Raw genomic sequence first — 25287 nt, 5'->3', positions numbered from 1 at the left:
GGAGGAATGTGTGATGAACAAGAAACCGACAGTTGCTATTTTAGGCGCTACTGGTGCCGTAGGGCAAGAATTTATCCGTCTGATTGAAGAACGCAGGTTTCCATACGGCCAATTGAAACTGTTGGCTTCGTTTCGTTCTGCCGGCAAGAAAATGACCGTTGGCGGTACGGAATATACGATCGAAGAAGCCAGACCGGAATCTTTTGAAGGTGTCGATATCGGTTTGTTCGCCGGCGGTTCGGTGAGTAAGGAATTGGCGCCGGAAGCGGTTAAGCGCGGTTGCGTCGTCATCGATAATTCCAGTGCTTTTCGCATGGATCCCGATGTACCTCTCGTCGTTCCGGAAGTCAATCCTGAGGACATTTCCTGGCATAAGGGCATCATTGCCAATCCGAACTGTTCGACGATCATCATGCTCATGGCTTTGAAGCCGATTCATGACCTTTCCCATATTAAGGATATCGTTGTCAGTACTTATCAGGCCGTATCCGGCGCCGGCAAGGAAGGCATAGACGAGCTTCGCGAAGAAACGGAAGCCTATTTGAAAGGGGAAGAAATGGTAGCGAGGATTTTGCCGTCCAAGAGTCTGCCGAAACATTATCCCATTGCGTTCAACGTTATTCCCCATATTGATAAATTTATGGAAAACGGTTATTCCAAAGAAGAAATGAAAATGGTTAATGAAACACATAAGATTTTCCACGACGACACGATTGCCGTTGCGCCTACAACGGTACGCGTTCCCGTTTTCCGCAGTCATTCCGAGGCGATTCGCGTTGAAACGGAGCGTGAACTGGATATCGAGGCCGTACGCAAAGCCATTGAGTCATTCCCGGGGGCCCGTGTTCAGGATGATCCGGCGGAAATGGCGTATCCCATGCCTCTCTATACGTCGGAAAAGTATGACGTATATGTCGGTCGTATCCGTAAGGATTTATATAATCCGAAAGCCATCAATCTCTGGGTCACGGGAGACCAGATCCGTAAGGGCGCGGCGCTGAATGCCTTGCAGATTGCGGAATATATGATTGCTCATGGCATGGTTTAAAGAAAGAGGAGTGATACTATGTTAACCTTCGGTAATGTTATAACTGCTATGATCACACCCTTCCACGACGACGGGTCCGTCAATTATGAAGGCGCCGTGGATTTGGCGAAACATTATGTACGTCATGGTTCTGACGGCATTCTCATTGCCGGTACGACAGGTGAAGGCGCGACGATGACTGTCGCGGAAAAACTCAGACTGTTCCGCGATATTTCGGCCGCTGTCGGAGATGAAGTGCTGGTGATGGGGAATGTAGGCTCCAATGACACGGCGGCAACCGTTGCGTTTGCCAAAGAGGCGGAAAAGACCGGTGTTGACTGTCTTCTGGTCATCGTTCCGTATTATAACAAACCGAATCAGGACGGTTGTTATGCCCATTTTGCCGCCGTTGCCAAAGCAACGGACAAACCGATCATTATTTATAACGTACCCGGTCGTACGGGCGGTAAGATTTTGCCGGAAACCGTTGTCCGCTTGGCTCATGATTTCCCGAATATCATCGGGGTCAAGGAAGCCAGCGGTGATTTGGATGCGGCGACGATTATCGCCAGAGATACGGCTGATAACTTCAACGTTTACAGCGGTGACGATTCGTTGACGTTGCCGATTCTCTCTGTCGGCGGTACAGGGGTTATCAGTGTGGCTTCCCATATTATCGGGCCGCAAATGAATGAAATGATTCGGGCTTATAAAGCCGGCGATATCGGCAAAGCCGCCGCTATGCACCAAAAATATTTAGCTGTCATGACCGGGATTTTCTGTACTGTCAACCCGACGCCGATCAAAACCTGCTGTCGTATGCTCGGCTTGCCGGCAGGGCCCTTCCGGCTGCCTATGGTCGATGCCAGTCCGGAAGTAGCCTCGTTCTTGAAAAAGATGATGGAAGATGCGGAAATCTTATAACTTTCGGTGCGTGTTACGGCTTTTGTTTATCATCGTTAACATGCCGCAGACATTGTCTGCGGCATGTTTGCGTATAGTCCCGTTTATGGAGAGAACTGATTTTGTGATATAATTAATCATAAACAGTCAATGAGGTGATAAGCATGAAAGCTATTATAGACGGAATGTTAGTACTGCCGGATGAAATCCTCGCCGGTTACGTACTTCTTTATGAGGATGACCGGATAACGGATATTGTGCCGAGGAAGGGTATCCGCCTCGGCAGATGTACAGAAATCGTCGATGCCGACGGAAACTTCGTCGTTCCGGGATTTATAAACGAGCATATTCACGGCTGCGGCGGGGCCGATGTGATGGATGTCGATGCAGCGGCGTTGGCAACGATGCAGCGGCTCCTTCCCCGTACCGGTGTTACCTCTTTTTTGCCGACGACGATGACTGCCGGCAGAGAGGAGATTGAAAAGGCGCTAATACGCATCCGCGAGGCTAAAGAAAATACAGGCGCGCGTATCTTGGGCGCCCATTTGGAAGGACCGTTTATCAATGCCGAATACAAAGGGGCTCAGGCGGCCGAAGCAATTGAAACGGCCGACTTTTCCTGGCTGTATCCCTATAAGGATGTGATCAAAATCATTACCGTCGCACCGGAAACCTTACCGGATCAGCAATTCCTGCAAGCCTGTGATGCTGCCGGTATTATCGTTTCCGTAGGACACAGCGCAGCAACATATGAAGACGTGACGGCAGTGATGGAAGGGCGGCAAATGTATCACGTGACGCATGTATATAATGCCATGACAGGGCTGCATCAACGCCGCCCCGGTATCGTCGGCGCCGCGCTCGTTTCCGAAAAGGCCCATTGTGAAATTATCTGTGACAACCTTCATGTTCACCCGGCGGCGCAGAAGATTGCCTATCGGCTGAAGGGCAAGGACAAGTTGATCCTCATTACCGATTCGCTGCGAGCTTGTTTGACTGCTGACAGTATATCGGAGCTCGGCGGACAGACCGTTTATGTCAAGGACGGAGCGGCGCGGCTGGAAGACGGGACTTTGGCCGGCAGTATTGCCGCGATGAATGAAGTTGTCTATAACGCCGCCGTCAACATGGGGGCGTCCCTTCCTGAGGCTGTAGCCATGGCTTCGCTGACGCCTGCCAGAGACCTCGGCGTCGATCAGTTCCTGGGTTCTCTGGAAAAAGGGAAACAAGCCGATATGGTTGTTCTCGATAAAGAGGATTTTCACGTCAAGACAACACTGATTGCCGGAGAAATCGCATATAGCGAATCATAACGAAGAGTCCGTCGCTGCTGTCTTTTGCAGCGACGGACTCTTCGTTATGGGTTCCCTTATTTTCGTCTTCTGTTATCGCGCCCTTTGTGAAGCGTTTTGTGCGTTTTTTTCTTTGTCGGCTGGTAGGTGCTGGCCGGTCGGTTGTCGATATAGACTTTCTTTTTTTTCGGAGCCTGCGGCGCCGCTTTTACTTTGATTTGGCCTGAAGCCGTATACTTCGTGATCGTCGATTGGATGTTGTGTTCAATACGGCGTACCCAGGTTTCATCGGCACCTGTAGCGAACATGACGGATACGCCATGACTGCCAGCCCGGCCGGTGCGGCCGATGCGGTGAATGTAATAATCGACATCGCGCGGCACGTCATAATTGAACACATGGGTGATTCCTTCAATGTCGATGCCGCGGGCGGCAATATCCGTGGCGACGAGGATCTGTGTCCTGGCTCTGGCGAAATCCCGCAGTACCTGCGTGCGGCGTCCCTGAGAGAGGTCGCCGTGCAGTTCGCCGATGTTGAATCCTTTGGCGATCAATTGACCGGCCAAGATCGAAGCGCGTTCTTTGGTGTTGCAAAATACGATGGCCAGATACGGATTCCATTCGGTGAGCATCGTGCAGAGGCGTTCCAACTTGTGCTCTTCACTGATCATATAAATTCGTTGCTCGATCGTTTCCAACGTAACCGTGTCACCTTCGCGTATGTTCAGTACGAGCGGATTGGTCATATGTTTTTTCGCCAAGCCGCGGATCTTGTCCGGAATCGTAGCCGAGAAGAAGAGCAGCTGGCGTCGTTTCGGCGTCATGGAGATCAGCATGTCTACTTCTTCCAGAAAACCGGCTTGAAGCATCTGGTCAGCTTCGTCGACGATGACGTGGCCGACGCCGCTGAGATCGAGGGCGTTGCGGCGGCAGTGGTCGAGCAGACGGCCCGGCGTGCCGATGATCACCTGCGGATGGCGTTGTAACTTTTGCAGTTGGTTTTCGATCGTCTTACCGCCGATCAGATCCAGTATATCCAGATCCAGTTCTGCCGCAACGGCAGCGGCGACGGCGGCAATTTGCTTTGCCAGTTCCCGCGTCGGCGCAATGATCAGAACCTGTTCCATGGCGATATTCTTGCGGACCTGCTGCAGAACGGGTAAGGCAAAGGCATACGTTTTGCCTGTGCCGGTTTGAGCCTGTACCAGGACATCGCGTCCTTGGAAGATGGCCGGAATCGATTGCAATTGGACCGCCGTCGGCGTTTTGATGCCTTGTGTATATAAGTGTTGGCAGATTGCAGCGGATATGCCGAGATTTTCAAATGTTTTTGCCATAATGCTGGGAACCTCTCTTTCAGAATTTCTCTATTATACCAGAAATGAAGCCGTTCGTATACAGCAAAGAGACGAGTGCCGCCTGTTCCGTAAGGAAAGGAATATTTCTACACGATTGCACCGGCAGCGGGCAGATAACGAAATAATGGAAGGCGGCGCGGCGACAACGGATGGCGGCTTTCAGAAATGATTACGAATGGTCCAGCCAGCCGAATTTGCGACAGGCATGGAAAATGCCGCCGGCGTCGTTGGCGTCGGTAACGTAGTCGGCCAGCGCCTTCAGTTGTGGTCTGGCGTTGCCCATGGCAATGCGGAAGAAGGGCGGTGTGAACATACTGATGTCATTCAGGCCGTCGCCGAAAACGACGATGTCTTCCGGTGCCGCATGGAGCAGTGCGGCCATGCGGCGTATGCCCCTTCCTTTATCCATCGGTTCGACGAGGCAGGTGCCATCCAAGTAAGGCATGTGCGGCAGCCGGTACGTTTTTGCTTCCGGCACGGCAGGACTGTCGCAGGCATAAATAATCTTGTAAATGCACGTCAACGAAGAGATGGCAATAGGCGTGACAATGGTTTTGAAATAATTTTTCTGGCCCAGGCGGGTAAATTCCGAAAACGGCGTATAACGGACGGCTTTATTTTCCGTAACGACGCACCAGGGAATACGGTGTTTATCCAGCGCCCTTAAGAAAGCTTTGCAGGCATTTAAGGGTAAGCCGTCCATTGCGCAGATTGATCCGTCGACTGTAAGGCTGTTGCCGCCGTCGGCAACAAAGGACGTAATACCGCAGGTGTCGGCAAACTCACGGGCATTTATCTGCAACCGTCCCGTTGCCAAGGCGACAACATGCCCCTGACGTTTCAACTGGCGCAGGCAATATCGGGTGTCGGCGGGGACGACAGTGGAAATATTGAGTCCCAAAGTATGATCAATATCGAAAAAGAAAAATTTTTTATTCATCATCCGCAACCTTTCCGCTTTTCTTCTTATCATATACCGTTTTGGCGTTTGCCGATAGGTGTCGTCGTGATTTATTGCTGTCATTCATATGGGAAATTTGGTATACTTAATGATTATAAGGAAGCGGAGGTACACCGTATGAACTGGTGTCGCGATATTTTTCGTCAAGCGTTGTTCATGAGCTTTTTCATTATCCCGATCCCGATCGGGTCCTATACAATTCACAGCGGATCCAGTGCCGTCGTTGCCTTGGTCTCTTTTTGTTGTCTGTCGCTGGCTGTGCCGACAGCTTACTTAGGGACGGAAGAGGCGCGCTTCGGGTTCTCTTCACGACGCATAAAACGCCGGTGGTATGTCGCCTTATGGCTTTTGTTCGGCGGCTTTTTCACCGGCTTCACCTTGTCTTGCAGTACCGTATGGCAGCAGTTGGCTTTTTGGGATTGGCCGACAGTGGCCCGTGATCTGGTTTTTATCGTTGTCATGTATTTCGGCGTAGCCTTGCTGTTAGTCGGAGCCTATGGCCTCAGCCGCTTCGGACAGGAGGACCAACGATGGCGGAAATGATGAAAAGGGAAGGGGAGAAAATAATATGTCTCTGGTTGTGGATCTTGCCGCTTCCGTTCGGCGCCTTTGCATCTGATCGACATTTCTTCGTCTTCCTTTCTCCCCTACTCCTGGCGGTGTCTTCGCTGATTTTGCCCTGTGTCTTGCGGCGGCGGCAGATGCGGCGCCGCCAAATATCTTTTTATGCGCCCATTCCTTGTCTGCTGTATGGCGGTATCGTTGCCCTGGCCGTCGGTACGGGGCTATTGGGAGGATTGCAGGGCAGCGGTCTTTGGTCATCTTATTATTACCGCATGTTGCTGTACAGTTGTTGGATGCTTGCCGTTACGGCAGGGCAGCAGCTGCTGGCGGACGCCTTTGCCTGCTGGTCGGCAAGACGGCGTACGGCCTGGTATTCCGAATTTCTTGACCCCGTTCTCTATGCCGTGCCTCTTCCCTGCGCTTTGTGGGGGATGGTGCTTTTTCCGAGACTGGATGAGACCTTGCTCACCGGGGACGGCGTGCTGGGTCTGACGGCGTTCTTTCTCGGCGGCATGCTGCTTTTGACCATTGTCATTATCGCCGTATTCGCCTTTTATTTCTATCCTGCTAAGACGCGTGTTCCCTTACTGCGTAATCGTCTGCTCCGGCTCCTTCGCGTCGTTCTTATGGTCGGTATCTGGTTTTTCCTGCAGTCTCTTTTTTTTAGTCCATACACGTCGCTGGGGACATTCTTTTACAGTTTTATGGCTGCCGGTAAAAACAATCTCGGCGTTTTCGCGGCTCCGGCGATTCTCGAATGTTTGCTCATGTGGGCGGCCATTGCGATAGGGAATTTGCTTCTGCTTCTGGAAAGAAATTAATCAGAGCTTATAAAAAAATGCCTCTTCATGTACATGAAGAGGCATTTTTTTTTCGTTATTTGATTATCTGCTGCTCGGCAATGATTGTTTGTTTCAGGAGATTGAACCGGACCATGTAGATAATCCAGCCGATAAATGTCGCGAAACAACCGCTGAAAAAGGTGATGCCGTCTGTTGTCGTCAGCGCATAAAAACAGTAAATAATGGAAGCGCCGGCGAGAAAATACGAAGTATTCCGATTACATACGGCGTTATCAATATGTTCTTTTTCCAAAATCGTCTTCAGCGCGGCAGCACAGAAGATATACGGGATGACATTGGTAACGACGGCAAGATTGGCGAGTAATTCGAACTGCTGCGCCAATGTCGGACTGATCGTCATGAAGGCCAGACAGGTCTGCATGCAGAGAATGAGGAACATGCCTTTTAGCGGCACATCGGCGTTGGTAACCTTGGCGAATATTTTCGGGAAAAGCCCTCGTTGAGCGCTGGTTTTGAATACGCGGGCCAAGGTAAACTGCCAGGAAAGGAGCGAGCCGGCACAGGAGAAAACCATCAATCCCATGACGACTTTACCTGCCGTGGAGCCCAGCATGGCGGAAAAAGCCAAGCCGAAAGGAGCGCTGGAAGCCAAGATGTCCCCGTTGGGAAGGATGCCGGCAATGGCATTGGTCGAGGCGACGTAGATCACAGCGACACCGAGGGTGCTGACAAAGGTCGCAATCGGTACGGAACGCTGCGGGTTTTCAACGGCGTCCATGTTGACGGCAGCCGATTCGAGACCGAGGAAAGACCACAATGTCAGGGCAATGGAATTGCCGACGGCGTCGCTCAGGCCGAAGCCGTTCGGATTCCACGAACTGAGCCAGGTCGCCGGATCAAACCAGAACCAGCCGATGATGGAGATGCCCAGAACGGGAATGATGGCGCCCCAGATCGTTACGGTACTCAATTTACCGGAATAACGGGAACCGCTGAAGTTCAGCGCGGCAGCCGTCCAAAGCAAGGCAATTGTATAAAGACACGTCTGTACAGGCGAGAATTCGGTTTCGAGGAAACCGGCGCCGTAACCGACGGCGGAAATGGCAATAGCTACATTTGCAATGACGATTGAAACTGCATAGGCGTAGTTTGCCATAAAATGTCCTATTCGTCCGAACGCGTATTCGGTGTAACCGCCCATACCGCCGGGCTTGGTTGAAAACATGCCGCATCTGGCAAAAGTCATGGCCAGCGCAAGCGAACCGAAGGCTGTAATAAGCCAGGAGATGATCGAAATAGTCCCTACTTCGGCAAGTTTTGTCGGCAACATGATAATACCTGCTCCCAACATATTGGCGGCAGTGATGAACGTCAGCTGCACCAAAGACATTTTACGGCGTGAATTTTTCATTATCAGTCCTTCTTTCATAAGCAGCCATACAATCTGCTTCAAATTTAAAAATCAACTTATTCTATCATTTATCTTCTCAAATGCAAATACTTTTTTTGTAAAAAAAATTCGGGGAAACCTTGTATTTCTGCGGATTTAGACGGCGTTTTCGTAGGAGGCTGAAGCAGATGTCTGAAAAATGGCTTTATACCGCATAGTTTAAAAATTTTCTGCCGGCGGGACCGAACGGGAAGCGTATTACCGTTGGTGTTTTTGATATGATACAAGTAGCCGATATTACATATAGGAATATATAAACGGAAGGTAAATAGAGCGTGTTGGCATAATATGTTATTATAAGCATCCTGATTGCCGGCCTTTCGCGAAGGAGCAGGTACTTCTGCAGGCGACAGCGGCAGACCGATGCTTGACGGCGCGCGGTTGCGACCGGTAAATAGCCGAACGCCATCGGCATGGCGGGCACTTTTGCGGCAATTCGGGCCGTGGCGGCAGGAAAAAGAGAGGGCAGTTTGTCGGGGTCAATTGCGTTCAGCCCGAAGATGGAGTACAATTGCTCCAACAGAGGTAATTAACGACGCGCTTCTGTCGGCGATCTGTCCCGAACAACGATGAAGCGGCAGTGCGGCGGTGCGGCACCAGGAGGGAAGCGGCCGGCTTATCCGTTACGGCCGTCGCCGTCGGTTGCTGCGGAGTTGACAGGTGTTTCTGTCAGCGGTGGAGCGTCGTTTAGGGGGAGAGGGCAATAGATGGGGGAAGAAAATAAGGTATCCAAATATTTGTTTTTGGTGAGTATGGTCATTTTCGGCACAATCGGTATCTTTCGCCGCCTGCTGCCTATCGATTCAGTTATGCTGGTCTTCCTGCGCGGCGCCGGAGGTGCTTTGGTTCTGACGTTATTTCTGTTGATTTGCAGGCGCCATCCCGATTTCGACGGTATTCGGAGAAATTTGGCAAAGCTGACCGTTTCCGGTATCTTTCTGGGACTTAACTGGATTTTTCTTTTTGAATCGTATACGTATACGACAGTTGCTACGGCGACCCTTTGTTACTACATGTCTCCTGTTTTTCTTATTATCGCTTCGGTATTTTTCTTGCATGAGACCATGAGTTTGCCGAAGGGGTTCTGTGTTTTGCTTGCGATTATCGGCATGGTGTTTGTTTCCGGCGTTCCTGAAAGCGGTATTCCCCAAGCCGCCGAACTGCGCGGCGTCGTTTGCGGGCTGGCTGCCGCCGTCTTTTACACGGCGATGATCATGACCAACAAAATGATTCACCACATCGGCGCCTATGACAAGACGATCGTTCAGTTGGCGGTGGCCGCAGTTGCGCTGATACCGTATTTGACGGTTACGCAAGGCTGGTCGTCTTTCCAACTGACGGGACTGACATTGGTTTTGCTGGCCGTCGTTATCATTGTCCATACAGGCATTGCCTGCGTCATCTACTTCAGCACGATGGAATCGTTGAAGGCGCAAACGATCGCCGTGTTCAGTTACGTCGATCCGATTACGGCGATCTTGCTGTCGGCGCTGCTTCTGCATGAACCGATGAGTCTTCTTAACGGGATCGGCGCCGTCATGGTCTTGGGAGCGGCTGTTCTTTGTGACAAGTGCTCATGACATATAGTTTCTGTTTGTGTTGCGAAAGGAGTCTGGCCTATGAAAACGATTATGGCATTTTACTTAAACGGTTGTCCTTATTGTGCCAATGCGAAGAAAGCGGTTGAAGAATTAACGCGGGAAAATGCGGCATATCAATCGATTGATCTGACCTGGTATGAAGAAACGGAACATGCCGACCTGTTGCCGGCGCACCCCTATACATATGTACCCAATATGTTCGTTGACGATGAAAAACGGTATGAAGCGCATCCCGGGGAAATGTACGACGAAACGAAGGCAAAGATCAAGGCTGTTTTTGACAGTGTACTTTAAAAGAGCGCTATTGCGTGCAGAGAGGTGGTGCGGCTGTATGGTCAAGGGCAAGACGTATCTCCTGGCAGGCTTTGCCGGATTGCTTTTGCTTCAAGGAACGACGGCTGCCGATGTTGCCGGCTGGGAACAACGTGCCGTCACTTCCGGCCTTGCCGGTATGTCGGCCATGCCGGCGGAAACCCGAGCCGTAGGCGACAGCGAAGCGTTGCGGGACGCCTTGGGATTTGCGCCGTTGGCGCTGCCGGCGGAGGATCAATTTGCAGCAATTGATTATCGGGTCATTTCCGGGGTACTGGCGCAGATCAGCTATACGAATCGGACCGGTGTGCAGGAGATCATTGTCCGCAAGGGGGCGCTGCGCAACGTAGGACAGTTGCCGAACATCAGCGGTCTTACCGCGGCTGACTGGCAGTATCAGATTTACGGCGGCAGTGTCGTATCCGTCGCTGCAGACGCTCTGACGGAAAGCTATGCCGCTGCTTGGCATGACCGCACTTTCGCTTACGCAGTCATGACGAGAGGGGTGACGGAGGCAACGTTTAAGGCTGTTGTCTCCGCTTTGATCGGCAAGACGCAGGGCGATGTCCCGGCGGTGCCGAATCCTGTCGTCGTTTACGGCAATCTGGAAGAGGTCGCGTCCGCCGTCGGCTTTCGGCCGCTGACACTGCCTGCCGGCAGTCATTACCGACTTGTCGGCTGCAGCGTCATTTCCGGCGTGACGGCACAGGCGGCATATAAGGATTATACGATTAAGAATAATGACGAATTTTTTGTCCGCAAAGCGCGGTATCGTGATGTTCGAATGAAGGATATCAGCGGACTGGCGGCCGATTGCTGGCAGAAGAGGAAAATCGGCCGCCAGCAGGTCGTCGTCGGTTCATACCGTGTAGGGCCAAACGGTACGGGTACCTATGCCGCTTATTGGCGGGACGGCGATTACGTTTACGCCGCTTTTTCCCGGGAAACGACGGCAGAGCGGTTCGTTGCCGACGTGGCGGACTTGGTGGAAGCGGAAAGCGCTGCTGCAGGCACCTGAGCACGCAGGTAATGCCGGAAACGGCGTGTTCAGGTGCAGGAGAACGCCGTCTTCCGCGGCTGCAGAACGGTTGCGGTCAGGCATTAAGGGGGTTATGCCATGATGAAAGAATTGGAATTGTTTAAAGTGGAAAACTATTACGGTTTCGACCAGTCGCTGTTTTCCGACAGATGGATGAATATCGGCGGTTGCGGTGCCGTTGTCGCCTGTGACATCAGCATTTATCTGGCCCGGCGTTTCGGGTTGGATCACGTATATCCTTTTTCCAAGGATACGATTACGGCGTCGGAGTATATTCGGTTCTCCCAGATCATGAAGCCGTATTTGCGGCCGCGTATGACGGGAATTAATACGCTTGAGGTCTGGATGGACGGATACCGTAATTATTTGAAGAGCGTCGGTGAAACGCGTATTTCCATGAAAGGACTGAACAGCGACTGTTCCTTCGAAACGATGCGCGAAGCGTTGAAAAGGCAGATTGACAGTTCCATGGCAGTGCCGTATCTTAATTTGCAGCACCATAATCCGAACTTTACCAATTATGTCTGGCACTGGTTTTGGCTGGCAGGGTATGAAGAATTTGAAGATTCTTTTATGGTTAAGGCCGTGACATACGGCACGTATCACTGGTTCTCTTTTCCCGACTTGTGGAACAGCGGTTATACGAAAAAGGGCGGTATGATTTTGATCAATCTGCCGTGGGACAGATAACGGAGGCGTACGGATGCTGTATCTTATTAAATGGCTTTACGCCTGGTTCATGCCTTTAGGATTCGTTGTCGCGGCGTTCGTCGTCGCGTCTGCGCGTTTAATCAAAAATCAAGAAAAAGGTCACAGCGCCATTGCGCTCCTGACCTTTTTTTTATATCTGTCTTCGTTGGAGCCTATCGGAAATATGCTTATTTCCTCTTTGGAGGATCGATATATTCAGTCGGCTGTGCCTCTTCAGGCTGAGGCCATCGTCGTACTCGGCGGCGGTTCGTATGGCGGCGTTGCCGACCTGAACGGTTCCGGTCAGGTCGGCGATATAGCGGCCAATCGGCTTTTGACGGCATTGCGTCTGCAACGACAGATGCAGGTGCCGATCGTCTTATCCGGCGGCGTCGTTTTTGCTGAAGACGGGAACGAAAGCGCTATCGAGAAGCGGGTGCTGATAGAGGCCGGCGTGCCGGAAACGATGATTTATACTGAAGACAACAGCAGAAATACGGCGGAAAATGCGGCGTATACGATGCAGCTGTGCAGAGAGCACGGCTGGAAAAGCATTATTCTGCTTACGAGTGCCTTCCATATGCCGCGGGCAATGGGATTTTTTTCTCAGGAAGAAACGGTTGTCCGCCCGTATCCTTGCGATTACCAGGCAAGCCGGCCGCTGACGATTACCCCTTTTTCCCTGATTCCCAATGCGCAGGGGTTGTATAATACGACATTGGCTGTAAAAGAATATGCCGGTATGGGGGCGCATTACCTGGGATTTCAGTAAAAAGAAAGTAAGAAACGTAAAAAAATGGGACGTATTGCGTCCATACAGTTGCAAAAATGCTCCCGATATGTCATAATAAACACAACAAAAAGTTTTGATGACAGTTGAGTGTATGTTTGGTCATAAATGAAGGAGTGTTTCATGATGATTAAAGTCGGGATTAACGGATTCGGTCGTATCGGTCGTTTTGTTTTCCGTGCGGCACAGACTCGGAATGATATGGAGATTGTCGGGATCAATGATTTGTGCCCTGTCGACTATATGGCGTATATGCTTAAATACGACACGATGCACGGCCGGTTTGACGGCACTGTCGAAGCCGATATGGAACGCAGTGAATTGATTGTTAACGGCAAACGCATTCGGGTTACTGCTGAAATGGATCCTGCCGATTTGAAGTGGGGTGCCGTCGGGGCGGAATATGTCGTCGAATCGACCGGACGTTTTCTGACGTTGGACCTGGCTGAAAAACATTTGCAAGCCGGCGCGAAATACGTTGTGCTTTCCGCTCCTTCTAAGGAAGGAAAAGACGGCCGACAAGCGGATATGTTCGTTTGCGGTGTCAACACGGATACGTATCAGGGGCAGAAGATCGTTTCCAATGCTTCCTGCACGACGAATTGTCTGGCGCCGATTGCCAAAGTGCTCAACGATGCCTTTGGCATTAAGGACGGCTTGATGACGACTGTCCATTCGACGACGGCGACGCAGAAGACTGTCGACGGTCCGTCTCTGAAAGATTGGCGCGGCGGCCGTGCGGCATCGGGCAACATCATCCCTTCTTCGACCGGGGCGGCTAAAGCCGTCGGCAAGGTTATTCCCGCATTGGACGGAAAGCTGACGGGTATGGCCATGCGCGTGCCGACTCTGGATGTATCGGTCGTCGATTTGACGGCGAATCTGATTAAGCCGGCAACGTATGAAGATATCTGCCGGGCCATGCGGCAGGCGTCGGCAGGCGAATTGAAAGGCGTTCTGGGATATACGGAAGATGACGTTGTTTCTTCCGACTTCCTCGGTACGACACTGACTTCCGTTTTTGATGCTAAGGCCGGGATTTCTTTAACCGATACCTTTGTTAAAGTTATTTCCTGGTATGATAATGAAATCGGTTATTCCAATAAAGTTTGCGATTTGATCGCCAAAATGAACGATTATAACAGCCGTCGCTGATGTTGCCGGCACGTTGGCAGCGGTGAGGCGGACGAAAAGACAGGCAGGAGAGACGGGTCTCCTGCCTGTTCACGTATACGGCGATTTGTCTTATAATAGAACACGTATAAAGGAGGAGGCTGACGATGAAAACCAAAAATACCGTTATGCTCGTCATCATGGATGGTTTCGGCTGTAGTGACGATGTTCATGACAATGCAGTGGCGGCGGCCGATTTGAAGGTCTTGCCGAAATTATGGAAAGAATATCCCCATTCTTATTTGGAAGCGTCGGCAGAAGCCGTCGGCTTGCCGCATGGACAGATAGGAAATTCCGAAGTCGGCCATTTAAATATCGGTGCCGGCCGTATCGTATACCAATCGCTGACCAAGATTACAAATGATATTGGCAGCGGCGCGTTTTTTGAAAAAGAAGCGCTTGTAGGCGCAATGGAACAGGCGAAAGCCCATAACGGTGCGTTGCATCTGATGGGATTGGTTTCCCCGGGCGGTGTGCACAGCAGCGAGCGGCATCTGTACGGATTGTTGGAAATGGCCAAGCGCAGCGGTGTGAAAAACGTGTACATTCATGCCTTTCTGGACGGCCGTGACGTGTTGCCGCGCAGTGCCGAACTGTACATCCGGGAATTGGAGGACAGGTGCGCCGCTCTCGGCGTAGGGGAGATCGCCACCGTCAGCGGCCGGTATTATGCCATGGATCGCGATCGGCGGTGGGAGCGTACCGAGAAGGCTTATAACGCCGTCGTTTACGGCAGCGGCGAGACGGCGGCAACGGCGCAGGCTTGTCTGGCGGCTTCTTATGAAAAAGGCCTTTCCGATGAATTCGTGCTGCCTACGGTGATTCATAAACATTGCTTGAAAGACGGGGACAGCGTTATTTTCTTCAACTTTCGGCCCGATAGAGCCAGACAGTTGACGACGGCTTTGGCAGCCGACGACTTCGACGGCTTTGTCAGGCCGGAAAAACTGCGGCTTTATGTGGCGACGATGACCCGTTATGAAGATACGCTGCCCGTTCATATCGTGTACGATAAGGAACATTTGGCCAACACCTTAGGAGAAGTTCTGGCCAAGGCCGGGAAGAAACAGCTGCGAATAGCGGAAACGGAAAAGTATGCTCATGTGACGTATTTCTTCAATGGCGGCGAAGAGGCGCCGAATGAAGGCGAAGACCGTATTCTCGTGCCGTCGCCGAAAGTCGCTACCTATGATCTGCAGCCTGAAATGAATGCGCCGGCGGTGACGGAAAAAGCGGTTGCCGCCATACACGAAGGGACGTATGACATGATCATACTGAACTTCGCCAATCCCGATATGGTGGGACACACCGGTGTATTGCCAGCTGCCGTTAAGGCGGTGGAAACTGTCGATACCTGTATCGGCAAGATCGCAGAAGCCCTGCGCTCCCGAGGCGGGCACTTATTGATCATTGCCGATCACGGCAATGCTGAACGCATGACGGATACGAAGACGGGATCGCCGTATACGGCACATACGACAAATCATGTTCCGTGCATTTTATTCAGCGACGCCTGGCGGGGCGGTCATCTTCATGACGGCATTTTAGCCGATGTGGCGCCGACGTTGCTGTACCTTGCCGGTATGAAGCAGCCGCAAGAAATGACGGGGCATAATCTGCTTGACGAATAACAAGAAATAGCTTGCATGACAAATAGAGTACAACAATTTTTATATAGACAGCATAAATAAAGAAAAATACGGAAATGAAGAAAGCCGACTTACGGAAAAACTCGCTATATGTAATTTACAATAGTTTCATTCTAGTATATATTTATAGCATAGGAATGAAATAATTTCCCCTTTTCAGGGAAACTAGCTGTTTAATTCAGTAAGGAGGATATGTGATGGCAGTAAAAATCGGTATTAGTGGATTTGGCAGGATTGGGAGATGTACGTTTCGTACGGCTTTATTACATCCCGAAGTCGAAATTGCGGCGCTGAATAATCGATCTGTCGGACCCATCATGGCGGATTTGTTGAAGTTCGATACGGTACACGGTACCTGGGATCATGACGTTTCGTTTGACAGTGAACGGCAGTGTTTGCTTGTTGACGGCCGCAGCATTCCTGTGACGAATGAAACGGATCCGGCCAATATTCCGTGGAAAACGCTGGGCGTAGATATTGTCGTCGAATCGACGGGTAAATTTAAGGACCATGCTTCGGCTTCGAAACATTTGGCCGGCGGCGCCAAGAAGGTCATCATTACAGCGCCCGGAAAAGAGCCGGATGCAACGATTGTTATGGGGGTCAATGAAGAAACATATGATCCGGCAACGCATCACATCATTTCCAACGGTTCCTGCACGACGAACTGTCTGGCTCCCATTGCCAAAGTGCTTTCCAGTGAGTTCGGCATCGTTCGCGGCATGATGACGACTGTCCATTCATATACGAACGATCAGCATCTTGTTGACAGCGTTCACAAGGATCTGCGTCGTGCCCGCTGCGCTACGCAGGCCATTATTCCGACTTCGACCGGAGCCGCACAGGCGGTTGCGCTCGTGCTCCCCGAGCTGAAAGGGAAATTTACGGGCATGGCGCTGCGCGTGCCGACGCCGAATGTATCCATGACGGATCTGGTTGCCGTTTTGGGTAAAAAAGTAACCAAGGAAGCTGTCAATCAGGCTTTGAAAAAGTGGGCCGACGGCCCGTTGAAAGGAATTCTTGCGTATTCGGAAGACGCTACGGTGTCATCCGATTATATCAGTGATACACACAGTTCTATTGTCGATGCCTTGGATACACGTGTCGTAGGCGAGGATATGGTCAAGGTCGTCGCTTGGTACGACAATGAATGGGGATATTCGTTGCGAGTGAATGACCTGGCGGCATATATTGCTTCTAAAGGCGTTTAGCATGTAAATGCAGCAGATAAGGCGGACAATCAGAGGAGGAAAGGGAATGGAAAATAATCTTCTCGATATGTTTCAGAAGATCGCGCCCGACGTCATGAGCACGATCAAAGAAAGATATCTCTTGTTGCGCCACATTTCTGATGCTGAACCGGTAGGGCGCCGGACGCTGGCGACTTTATCTGGACTTTCCGAACGGGTAGTACGGGCACATGTGGACGTACTGCGGCGCAGCGGCATTGTTCGTTTCACGTCGATGGGAATCGAAATGGAACCGGAAGGCAAACGGCTGATGCCGGAACTGCTGGAATGCTTTCTGCGTCTGAATAATTTGGATGACATGCAAGAACGGCTTTGCCAGGCCTTACAATTGGATTCCGTGTATATTGTTCCCGGAAATTGCGATGACGATCAGACGGCGAAAGAAGAATTGGGGCGTCGCGGCGCCGACTGCCTGACGGCTCTGTTCGGTACGGTTCGTGCCGTTGCCGTCAGCGGCGGTTCAACGATGGCTGCCGTCGCGGCGCAGCTGCCGCAGCAAAATGCGTCTCTTACCGTCGTGCCCGCTCGGGGCGGATTGGGTAATCGCGTGAAATTGCAGGCGAATTATATTGCCGAAATGATTGCCGCCAAAACGGGCGGTAAGTCGCACATGCTGCACGTATCCGATGAATTGAGCGCGGCGGCATTAAAGGTAATGATGGAATCTGACGAACAGACGAAGGCGAGCGTGACGTTGGCCCAACGCGCCGACGTGTTGCTGTACGGTATCGGTCGTGCCGATGTCATGGCTGCGCGGCGAGGATTTTCCGAAGCCAAAAGGCGGGAGCTTCAGGCAGCCGGCGCGGCGGGAGAGGCCTTGGGCTGTTATTGTAATCTGGAAGGTAAGATCGTATATGTCACCAATAATGTCGGAATCACGCTTGAGGATATCCGGCAGCACTCACATGTCATAGCCGTCTCCGGCGGCGCGGCGAAGGCGGAAGCCATTGTTTCCGTTATGCGCGCCTGTAAGCGCGGTGTTTTGGTCACCGATGAAGGAGCGGCTGAAAAAATCATGACCTTGATCTAATCAGCAGAAAGGGTGTATACCATGGTGAAAATAGGGATTAACGGCTTCGGCCGCATTGGCAGACAGGTTTTTAAAATTGCGCAGCGTTTTAGAGAGGAAATCGAAGTTGTCGGTATTAATGATGTCGGCTCACCGAAACAGATGGCCCATTTGTTAAAATATGACAGCATTTTCGGAACGATGCCCAGTGAAGTCACGTACGATGAGCGTCATATCATTGTCGACGGCACGCCGTATCCGCTGTTTGCCGAAAAGAATATCAAAAATATTGACTGGAATGCATTGGGCGCTGAAATTATCGTTGAATCGTCCGGCGTTTACGCCGGCAGGATCAGTCCGTCTTCTCAAGATCGCCTGCCCTTGGGCGGTACAGTCAAGAAAGTCATTATTACGGCGCCGTCGACAATCGACGACATTACCATCGTTCTCGGCGTTAACGAAGATAAGTACGAGCCGCAGAAACACCATGTCATTTCCGGCGCATCCTGCACGACCGGCGGCTTGGCGGCGATTTATAAGCTGATGAATGACACGTACGGCATTAAACGCGGCATGACGACGTCGGTTCATTCCTATACAAATGACCAGAAAATTTTGGATGTCTCTCACCGTGATTTGCGGCGGGCCCGCGCTGCCGGCATGTCGATCATTCCGACAACGACCGGTGCGGCCGAGGCGATTGCCAAGGTGTTGCCGGAATGCAAAAATAAATTGGTTTGCCACGCTGTGCGCGTGCCGACGCCGGATGTTTCCGTCATTGATATCGTCTTGGAACTGGCGACGGACGGCGTGACGGCCGAAGCTGTTAATGAAACGTTTAAAGCCGCGGCGGCAGGCGCCTATAAAGGAATTCTTGCCGTCAGTGAAGAGGAACTGGTTTCTGTCGATTACAGAGGCAATGAAAATACGGCTACCATTGATCTGCCGTTGACGCTTACGATGGAGGGCGGCATGGTCAAGATTGTTGCCTGGTATGATAATGAATGGGGATATTCCCGCCGCATCATTGACCTGATCCGCCTGCTTGTGTCCAGAGGCTTATAAAAAAGCCGGTACTGCAAAACTCGACAGGCAGCGTATAAGAGGATATGGAGGATATTGTTTATGAAAAAAATGATTACTGATATCGATGTAACAGGTAAAAAAGTATTTGTTCGCGCCGACTTCAATGTGCCCTTAGATGAAAACGGCGTTATTACGGATGATACCCGTATTCAGAAAACGCTGCCGACAATCCGGTACTTGCTGGATCACCGGGCTGCCGTCATTTTAGCCAGTCATCTCGGCAGACCGAAGGGAGAGGCCAAGCCGGAGTTTTCTCTTCGCCCCGTGGCCGGCCGGCTGTCCGAGCTCTTGGGATTTACCGTGAAAATGGCGCCCGATTGCATCGGCGGCGAAACAGAAACGTTGGCGGCGGCGCTGCAGCCCGGTGAGGTGCTGTTGTTGGAAAATTTGCGTTATCATCGGGAAGAGGAAAAGAATGACGCCGGCTTTGCGCAGGCTTTGGCCGGGCTAGCCGATATCGGCATCAACGACGCTTTCGGCTGTTGTCACAGGGCGCATGCTTCCGTTGCCGGGATCGCTGATTTTCTGCCAATGGCGGCAGGTTTCTTATTGGCTAAAGAAATACGCTTTATCGGCGGCGCCGTAGATGATCCGCAGCATCCTTTTGCGGCTGTTATCGGCGGTGCCAAAGTTTCCGATAAGATTGAAGTCATCTCTAATTTGCTGCCGAAAGTTGACGTCATGATCATCGGCGGCGGCATGGCCAATACTTTTTTAGCGGCGCAGGGCTATAGCGTCGGCAAATCGCTGGTTGAAACGGACAAGATCGAATTGGCAAAATCGCTGCTCGCTGAAGCGGCAAAGACAAATACGACGCTGCTGCTGCCTTCCGATGTAACGGTGGCATCCGCCTTTTCCGCCGCTGCCGATTACCGTGTCGTGGCGCGCGACGCCGTTCCGGAAGATTGGATGATTCTCGATATCGGGCCCGAAAGCTGTGCCGCTTTTGCCGACGCACTGGCGGCAATGAAGCTTATCGTCTGGAACGGGCCGATGGGCGTTTTTGAAATGGAGCCGTTTGCCAAGGGGACTGTTGCCGTAGCCCAAGCTGTGGCGTCTTCAGCGGCCGTATCGATCGTCGGCGGCGGTGATTCCGTTTCTGCTGTCAATAAGACGGGTCTTGCCGATCAGATTACGCATATCTCGACAGGCGGCGGCGCTTCTCTCGAATACCTCGAAGGGAAGGATCTGCCCGGTATTGCCGTGCTGTCTGATAAATAAAAAAAGCAACAACATCAATGGAGGTTTGATCAGTGAGAAAAACGATTATTGCAGGAAATTGGAAAATGAATCATCTCGGCAGCGATGTTGATTCGACGTTAAAAGCGTTGACGAAGGCTGTAGGTACAAGCAGCAAAGCGGAGATCGTTATCGCTCCTGTTTTTCCTTACCTGGCGTCGGCAGTTGCCTTGACCAAGGGAACGCCTGTTCGAATTGCGGCGCAGAATATGCATTGGAAAGACAAGGGAGCCTATACGGGCGAAGTTTCGCCGGCCATGCTCGTTGACCTCGGCGTATCCCATGTCATTATCGGTCATTCTGAACGCCGCATGGATTGCAATGAACGTGATGCGACAGTCAACTTGAAAGTGAAAGCCGCTTTGGCTCACGGACTGACGCCGATCATGTGCTGCGGCGAAACGCTGGAGCAACGTGAAAAAGGAGATATGCAGTCGTGGATTGAAGGGCAGATTGAAAAGGGCCTGGCAGCCATCACACCGGAACAGATGCGGTCTGTCGTCATTGCTTACGAACCGATCTGGGCTATCGGGACGGGGAAGACGGCCAGTGCTGCGCAGGCAGAAGAGGTCTGTGCCATCATTCGCAGGAAGATAGCGGCGCTTTATGACCGCGCTTTGGCTGACGACGTGTCCATCTTATACGGCGGCAGTGTCAAAGGCGGCAACATTGCCGAACTGACCGGCTCCGCCGACATTGACGGCGCTCTCGTCGGCGGCGCCAGTTTGCAAGCTGATGATTTTATGGCAATCATCGACAATGCCGTCATTAAATAATTGTTCAACCGAGATCAAGCATGCCGAAATGTTTTTCGGCATGCTTTTTCTGTAACGACGGCGGCCATTAACATATGGAATATTAAAACGGCATATGGTATAATGCAGATTGAAATGTAAAATTTACGGAAAGTATGTAAAGAATATGATACAGAACGTAAATTTTATAGAGAATTAGTAAAGTTTACTTGACAGAATATTCGCTAAACGGATTCTTCCGTATGATTACGAAGGAGATCGAGTGACTGTGGCATTTAACCTGAAGCCGAAAGAAGAAAAGTTTTTTATCTTATTGAGTCAGCATGCAGCGCTCAGTGATGAAGCGGCAGTGATTTTGCGAAAGGCGATTTGCGAGGAAATTCCGAAGCAGGAAGCGATGGAGCAGATCGGAGAGATCGAAGGGGAAGCGGATGCCTTGGTCACGGAGACGATGAAGCGTCTGCAAAAGAGTTTTATTACGCCGATGGATCGTGAAGATATTCAGCAGCTCATTGACCAGCTTGACGCGGCTGTCGACAATATCAGTGAAATCATTGATAAGATGTGCATGTATCATGTCGGAGAAGCGACAGACGGCGCCAAGCGGATGGCCGTCGTCATGTCAAAGGCCATGGGCGAGATCCGCAAGTCCATCGGCTATATGCGAAATGTCAAAAACGACTATTTGAAGATCGAAGCGCGCAGCAAAAAGGTCCTGAAGTATGAAGGGCAATGCGACGATTTGTATCATGAAGAAATGGCCAAGTTATTTGAAGAATGCACGGATCCGATTGAGATTATAAAATGGAAGGAAATACTTCAATCGATCGAAGACGTTACCGATGATTGTGAACGATTGGTCATTACCTTCAGAAGGGTCGTTCTGAAATATGCCTGATAATTGGTTAATATGGACAGTCGTTTTATTTGCTGTTCTCTTTGATTATATCAACGGTTTTCACGATACGGCCAATGCCATTGCGACCAGTGTGTCGACGCGGGCTATCTCGCCCCGTCATGCAGTCGTGATGGCTGCTGTTCTTAATTTTTGCGGGGCCATGGTCAGTACCGGTGTCGCTAAGACAATTGGCGGCGATCTTGTCCTGAATCCGGCGCAGATCAGTCTGGAAGTCATTATTGCGGCTCTCATCGGCTCCATTATCTGGAATATACTGACTTGGTATTATCGGCTGCCCAGCAGCTCGTCCCACTCCCTTGTCGGCGGTGTTATCGGCGCCGTCTGCATCAGTGTCGGGCCTGCGGCGCTTGATACCGGCGGCATTGGAAAAATCGTGTTATCGCTGATTTTGTCTCCTGTCGTCGCCTTGGTGTCCGGCTATTTTGTCATGATCGCCATTCTCTGGATATTCCGGTGCTTTTCGCCGATTGCCTTGAATCGACGGTTCAGAAAGATGCAATTGATATCAGCCAGTTTGATGGCCTTTTCTCACGGCTCCAATGACGCGCAAAAAGCGATGGGGATCATTGCTCTGGCCTTGCTCAGCGGCGGGTATATCGATACGATGGAAATTCCCGTTTGGGTAAAATTCGCTTGCGCTACTTCCATGGCCCTCGGTACGTCTGCCGGCGGTTGGCGTATTATTTCGACGATGGGGACGAAAATATTCAAGCTGGCTTCCGTTAACGGTTTTGCGGCCGATTTGAATTCGTCGCTTGTTATTTTTATGGCAACTTTTTTACATCTGCCGGTCAGCACGACGCACGTCGTTTCCGGCTCGATTATGGGGATCGGTTCGGCGGAGCGAGTTCGTGCCGTTCACTGGGGAGTTGCCAGAAGCATGCTCATTGCCTGGGTCGTGACGATTCCGATTAGCGGTTGTTTGGCGGCATTCATTTTTGTGGTTATTCACTTTCTTTTTCATTAGAATGAACGTGCAGTATTGCATCGTCAATACTGCATAAATTTTTGAAAAAAACTATACTTTTTTGGTAATTTATTATATAATCCTTATAAGGAGGTATGTCCAAATGCGATTAAACCAAGCTACGGACTATGCGTTTCGTATGGTCCTTTACCTGGCTTCCAAGCCGGAAGGCACAAAAATCACAGGTGCGGCATTAGCGGAGAAACAGAATATACCGGAACGGTTTTTGCTGAAAATCATGCGCAGTCTGACTGCCGCCAATATTATGAAGTCTTATCGCGGTGTTGACGGCGGATTCGCCTTGCAGCGCGCGCCGCGGGAAATCACGCTGTTCGATGTCATCGAGGCCGTAGAAGGGCAGACGGAACTGCAGCGGTGTTTAAATGATTCCGGCGCCTGTTCGCGCGGTTGCGGCGGTATGTGTTCGATTTATGCGGCTTTTGAAGGGATACAGCGGGATTTGGCGGAGCGCCTGAAAGCGATCAATTTCGAAGCATTGGCCTTACAGGAGAAGGCGATGGCCGAAGAAAGAGATGCGGATTCCGGAAAAGAGGAGCTATAGGGCTCCTCTTTTTTAGTTTGCCGCCTGTTTTGTTCCGATGGCAAGGGGACATTTCTTCACTGACAGCGGGCTTTATTTTATCGTTCAAATGGTGTAAAATAAAACATACTATTGTCGTTTTTCAGATGGAGAAATGTCTTATGATGTATATACCGATTCAAGGATTTATCAGCAGTTTCAGGTTGTTGGATTTGTTGGATATTGCACTGGTTGCTTTTTTCTTATATAAGCTTTTCATGCTCATACGCAATACGCGGGCCGTTGCCTTGATTAAAGGTCTCCTGATCTTGGGTGCCGTTACGATTGTCAGCAAGATCCTTGACCTGCACGTCGTCAATTGGCTTTTGCAGCAAGGGATGACGGTCATCTTGGTTGCCTTGCCCGTCGTTTTTCAACCCGAGCTGCGGCGGGCGTTGGAACAGATCGGCCGCGGCCGGCTTTTTCGTTCAGGCCAGGTCATCAGTCGTGAAGAACTGGAACGGCTCCTTGATGAAATCGTAGCGATTTCGGAGTCATTGGCAAAGACGCGTACAGGGGCTCTGCTCGTTTTTGAACGAGAAGTCGGACTGAATGACTATATCGATACGGGGATTGCCATTAACGGTATTGTATCCCGTGAATTGCTCGGTAATATCTTTATTCCCAATACGCCGCTGCACGACGGCGCCGTTATTATCCGCGACAATAAGATCATGGCTGCCGGCTGTCTGTTGCCGCTGACGTCGGATCGTTCTCTTTCGACGGAACTGGGAACGCGTCATCGTGCGGCTATCGGCATCAGCGAACTGGCCGATGCCGTTGTAATCGTTGTCAGTGAGGAGACGGGGGCTATTTCTTATGCTTACGGCGGCCACATATACCGCCACATTGACGGCGCCGCACTGCGCAATATTCTGATGGGATTTCTTGATAAACCGCAGCCGGGACTGGCCAATCTCCTCAAATGGGGGGGAACAAAATGATCAAAACCTTACGCGGAAAATGGGAATTGCAAATCGTCTGCCTGCTTTTGGCCGTGATTCTCTGGTTTGTCATTATCAATGAGCAGAATCCCACCAGTGAAGGCAGTTATACCGTTCCCGTCACGGTTGAAAATCTGGCGCCGCAGTATATTACGGCCAATGTCCCGAAGACGATTTACGTACGGCTTTCAGGGCCGCGCAATACGATCATCAATGTAGGGGCCGATGACATTAAGGCGTATGTTGATCTGGCCGATGCGACGGAAGGTGAAAAGACGGTTCCGATCCATGTGCAACTGCCGGACGGGACGGAATTAAAAAAGCAGAGTATTACGACTGCCGATATTATTGTCGACCTTTATGCGGTCAAAGAATTTCGGCTTGTACCGCATATGATGGGGGCTCTTTCCGAAGGGATGACCGCTTCCGGCGTGCAGATCGTGCCGGATAAGGTTGTCGTCAGCGGAGCGCAGCGTCTCTTAAAAGACGTTGATCGCGCCGTTATCGATATTCCTCTGGGGGATAAGGACAGCGATTTTTCCGTTATGGCGCCGATTCACCTCGTTCGTGCCGACGGCGTTCCCGTAGAAGGACTGAATTTGACACCGCACCACAGCAATGTCAAGGTGACGATGAGCGGCAATGCCGTAACAAAGAAGGTAACGCTGAATGTTCCCGTTTACGGCAATACCGATCCCGCCGTTCGGCTTGGCAAGGTTACTGTTGAGCCTAAGACCGTTACATTGCACGGCAGCGCCGATCTGTTGAGCGGCATCAATGTCCTGAATTTGACGCCAATCAATATTGAAGGTCTTGCGGCGGATAAAGAATGGAAAGTGTCGGTGCCCGTCTCGGCGGCGGGAATAACGGCGGAACCGGACTTGATTTCGGTGAAAGTCGAAGTCGTGCCGGCGGAGTAGAGGAGA

At 51.2% G+C, this 25287-nt stretch carries 25 protein-coding genes; 22 read left to right on the top strand and 3 right to left on the bottom strand.

The window, feature by feature from the left end:
* Positions 1 to 13: 13 nt before the first annotated feature.
* The 3 genes from C0977_RS02205 to nagA all read left to right on the top strand — a co-directional run bounded on the left by C0977_RS02205 (position 14) and on the right by nagA (position 3243).
* Positions 14 to 1048 (top strand): aspartate-semialdehyde dehydrogenase, encoded by a 1035-nt coding sequence (locus tag C0977_RS02205; RefSeq protein WP_023054569.1) that lies wholly within the window; start codon positions 14 to 16, stop codon positions 1046 to 1048.
* 18 nt (positions 1049 to 1066) lie between these two features.
* Complete coding sequence (dapA, locus tag C0977_RS02200; protein ID WP_023054562.1) at positions 1067 to 1951, top strand: 4-hydroxy-tetrahydrodipicolinate synthase; 885 nt, start codon at positions 1067 to 1069, stop codon at positions 1949 to 1951.
* A gap of 143 nt (positions 1952 to 2094) precedes the next feature.
* Positions 2095 to 3243, top strand: a complete 1149-nt coding sequence (nagA, locus tag C0977_RS02195; protein ID WP_101912265.1) for an N-acetylglucosamine-6-phosphate deacetylase — start codon at positions 2095 to 2097, stop codon at positions 3241 to 3243.
* A gap of 56 nt (positions 3244 to 3299) precedes the next feature.
* Here nagA and C0977_RS02190 read toward each other — a convergent pair whose 3' ends face one another.
* On the bottom strand, positions 3300 to 4559 hold the full coding sequence (locus C0977_RS02190; RefSeq protein ID WP_101912264.1) for a DEAD/DEAH box helicase: 1260 nt from the start codon (positions 4557 to 4559) through the stop codon (positions 3300 to 3302).
* A gap of 190 nt (positions 4560 to 4749) precedes the next feature.
* Entirely contained in the window at positions 4750 to 5523 is a 774-nt protein-coding gene (locus C0977_RS02180; RefSeq protein WP_023054558.1) for an HAD family hydrolase, read from the bottom strand.
* A gap of 135 nt (positions 5524 to 5658) precedes the next feature.
* Here C0977_RS02180 and C0977_RS02175 point away from each other — a divergent pair, with 135 nt between their 5' ends.
* Together C0977_RS02175 and C0977_RS02170 are read left to right on the top strand one after the other, a co-directional pair.
* Positions 5659 to 6084: a hypothetical protein gene (locus tag C0977_RS02175; protein WP_036243321.1), complete on the top strand. Its 426-nt coding sequence runs from the start codon at positions 5659 to 5661 to the stop codon at positions 6082 to 6084.
* Positions 6072 to 6926 carry a hypothetical protein gene (locus C0977_RS02170; RefSeq protein ID WP_101912263.1) on the top strand — a complete coding sequence of 285 codons (855 nt, stop codon included), beginning with the start codon at positions 6072 to 6074 and terminating at the stop codon, positions 6924 to 6926. The genes C0977_RS02175 and C0977_RS02170 overlap by 13 nt, the downstream gene beginning before the upstream one ends.
* Before the next feature lie 55 nt (positions 6927 to 6981).
* Here the strand turns inward: C0977_RS02170 and potE are convergent, their stop codons facing one another.
* Positions 6982 to 8319: a putrescine-ornithine antiporter gene (potE, locus tag C0977_RS02165; RefSeq protein ID WP_101912262.1), complete on the bottom strand. Its 1338-nt coding sequence runs from the start codon at positions 8317 to 8319 to the stop codon at positions 6982 to 6984.
* Positions 8320 to 9065: 746 nt separating this feature from the next.
* On the opposite strand from potE, the gene C0977_RS02160 reads away from it, so the two are divergent.
* From C0977_RS02160 to C0977_RS02080, 17 genes are all read left to right on the top strand, one after another.
* Entirely contained in the window at positions 9066 to 9938 is an 873-nt protein-coding gene (locus C0977_RS02160; protein ID WP_101912261.1) for a DMT family transporter, read from the top strand.
* A 39-nt stretch (positions 9939 to 9977) separates the two neighbouring features.
* The gene (locus tag C0977_RS02155) at positions 9978 to 10253 is read left to right on the top strand and encodes a glutaredoxin family protein (RefSeq protein WP_023054303.1); all 276 of its coding nucleotides are present in this window, start codon (positions 9978 to 9980) and stop codon (positions 10251 to 10253) included.
* Positions 10254 to 10290: 37 nt separating this feature from the next.
* Positions 10291 to 11289 carry a hypothetical protein gene (locus C0977_RS02150; RefSeq protein WP_101912260.1) on the top strand — a complete coding sequence of 333 codons (999 nt, stop codon included), beginning with the start codon at positions 10291 to 10293 and terminating at the stop codon, positions 11287 to 11289.
* A 99-nt stretch (positions 11290 to 11388) separates the two neighbouring features.
* On the top strand, positions 11389 to 12000 hold the full coding sequence (locus C0977_RS02145; protein ID WP_234987539.1) for a hypothetical protein: 612 nt from the start codon (positions 11389 to 11391) through the stop codon (positions 11998 to 12000).
* Positions 12001 to 12013: 13 nt separating this feature from the next.
* Positions 12014 to 12772 (top strand): YdcF family protein, encoded by a 759-nt coding sequence (locus C0977_RS02140; RefSeq protein WP_101912259.1) that lies wholly within the window; start codon positions 12014 to 12016, stop codon positions 12770 to 12772.
* A 144-nt stretch (positions 12773 to 12916) separates the two neighbouring features.
* Positions 12917 to 13945, top strand: a complete 1029-nt coding sequence (gene gap, locus C0977_RS02135) for a type I glyceraldehyde-3-phosphate dehydrogenase (RefSeq protein WP_101912258.1) — start codon at positions 12917 to 12919, stop codon at positions 13943 to 13945.
* A 125-nt stretch (positions 13946 to 14070) separates the two neighbouring features.
* A complete protein-coding gene (gene gpmI, locus C0977_RS02130; RefSeq protein ID WP_101912257.1) occupies positions 14071 to 15594 on the top strand; it encodes a 2,3-bisphosphoglycerate-independent phosphoglycerate mutase in 1524 nt (507 codons plus the stop codon).
* A gap of 215 nt (positions 15595 to 15809) precedes the next feature.
* Entirely contained in the window at positions 15810 to 16823 is a 1014-nt protein-coding gene (gene gap / locus C0977_RS02125; protein WP_101912256.1) for a type I glyceraldehyde-3-phosphate dehydrogenase, read from the top strand.
* A 46-nt stretch (positions 16824 to 16869) separates the two neighbouring features.
* Positions 16870 to 17892, top strand: coding sequence for a sugar-binding transcriptional regulator (locus C0977_RS02120; protein WP_023054282.1), 1023 nt, complete (start codon positions 16870 to 16872; stop codon positions 17890 to 17892).
* Between the two features lie 21 nt (positions 17893 to 17913).
* Positions 17914 to 18936 (top strand): type I glyceraldehyde-3-phosphate dehydrogenase, encoded by a 1023-nt coding sequence (gene gap, locus C0977_RS02115; protein WP_101912255.1) that lies wholly within the window; start codon positions 17914 to 17916, stop codon positions 18934 to 18936.
* Between the two features lie 60 nt (positions 18937 to 18996).
* Positions 18997 to 20178: a phosphoglycerate kinase gene (locus C0977_RS02110; RefSeq protein ID WP_101912254.1), complete on the top strand. Its 1182-nt coding sequence runs from the start codon at positions 18997 to 18999 to the stop codon at positions 20176 to 20178.
* 32 nt (positions 20179 to 20210) lie between these two features.
* Entirely contained in the window at positions 20211 to 20972 is a 762-nt protein-coding gene (gene tpiA / locus C0977_RS02105; RefSeq protein WP_101912253.1) for a triose-phosphate isomerase, read from the top strand.
* A gap of 247 nt (positions 20973 to 21219) precedes the next feature.
* On the top strand, positions 21220 to 21849 hold the full coding sequence (locus C0977_RS02100) for a DUF47 domain-containing protein (protein ID WP_101912252.1): 630 nt from the start codon (positions 21220 to 21222) through the stop codon (positions 21847 to 21849).
* A complete protein-coding gene (locus C0977_RS02095; RefSeq protein WP_101912251.1) occupies positions 21842 to 22837 on the top strand; it encodes an inorganic phosphate transporter in 996 nt (331 codons plus the stop codon). The genes C0977_RS02100 and C0977_RS02095 overlap by 8 nt, the downstream gene beginning before the upstream one ends.
* A gap of 103 nt (positions 22838 to 22940) precedes the next feature.
* Complete coding sequence (locus tag C0977_RS02090; RefSeq protein ID WP_101912250.1) at positions 22941 to 23399, top strand: RrF2 family transcriptional regulator; 459 nt, start codon at positions 22941 to 22943, stop codon at positions 23397 to 23399.
* A 143-nt stretch (positions 23400 to 23542) separates the two neighbouring features.
* A complete protein-coding gene (gene cdaA / locus C0977_RS02085; RefSeq protein WP_036243175.1) occupies positions 23543 to 24361 on the top strand; it encodes a diadenylate cyclase CdaA in 819 nt (272 codons plus the stop codon).
* Positions 24358 to 25281: a YbbR-like domain-containing protein gene (locus C0977_RS02080; RefSeq protein ID WP_234987538.1), complete on the top strand. Its 924-nt coding sequence runs from the start codon at positions 24358 to 24360 to the stop codon at positions 25279 to 25281. Before cdaA ends, C0977_RS02080 begins: the two co-directional genes overlap by 4 nt.
* Positions 25282 to 25287 lie beyond the last annotated feature (6 nt).

Origin of the sequence: Megasphaera vaginalis (ex Bordigoni et al. 2020) (assembly GCF_900240295.1) — a bacterium.
Lineage (GTDB): Bacteria > Bacillota > Negativicutes > Veillonellales > Megasphaeraceae > Megasphaera > Megasphaera vaginalis.
The sequence above is the reverse complement of the archived record's forward strand: the minus strand, read 5'-3'. Positions and strand labels throughout refer to the sequence as shown.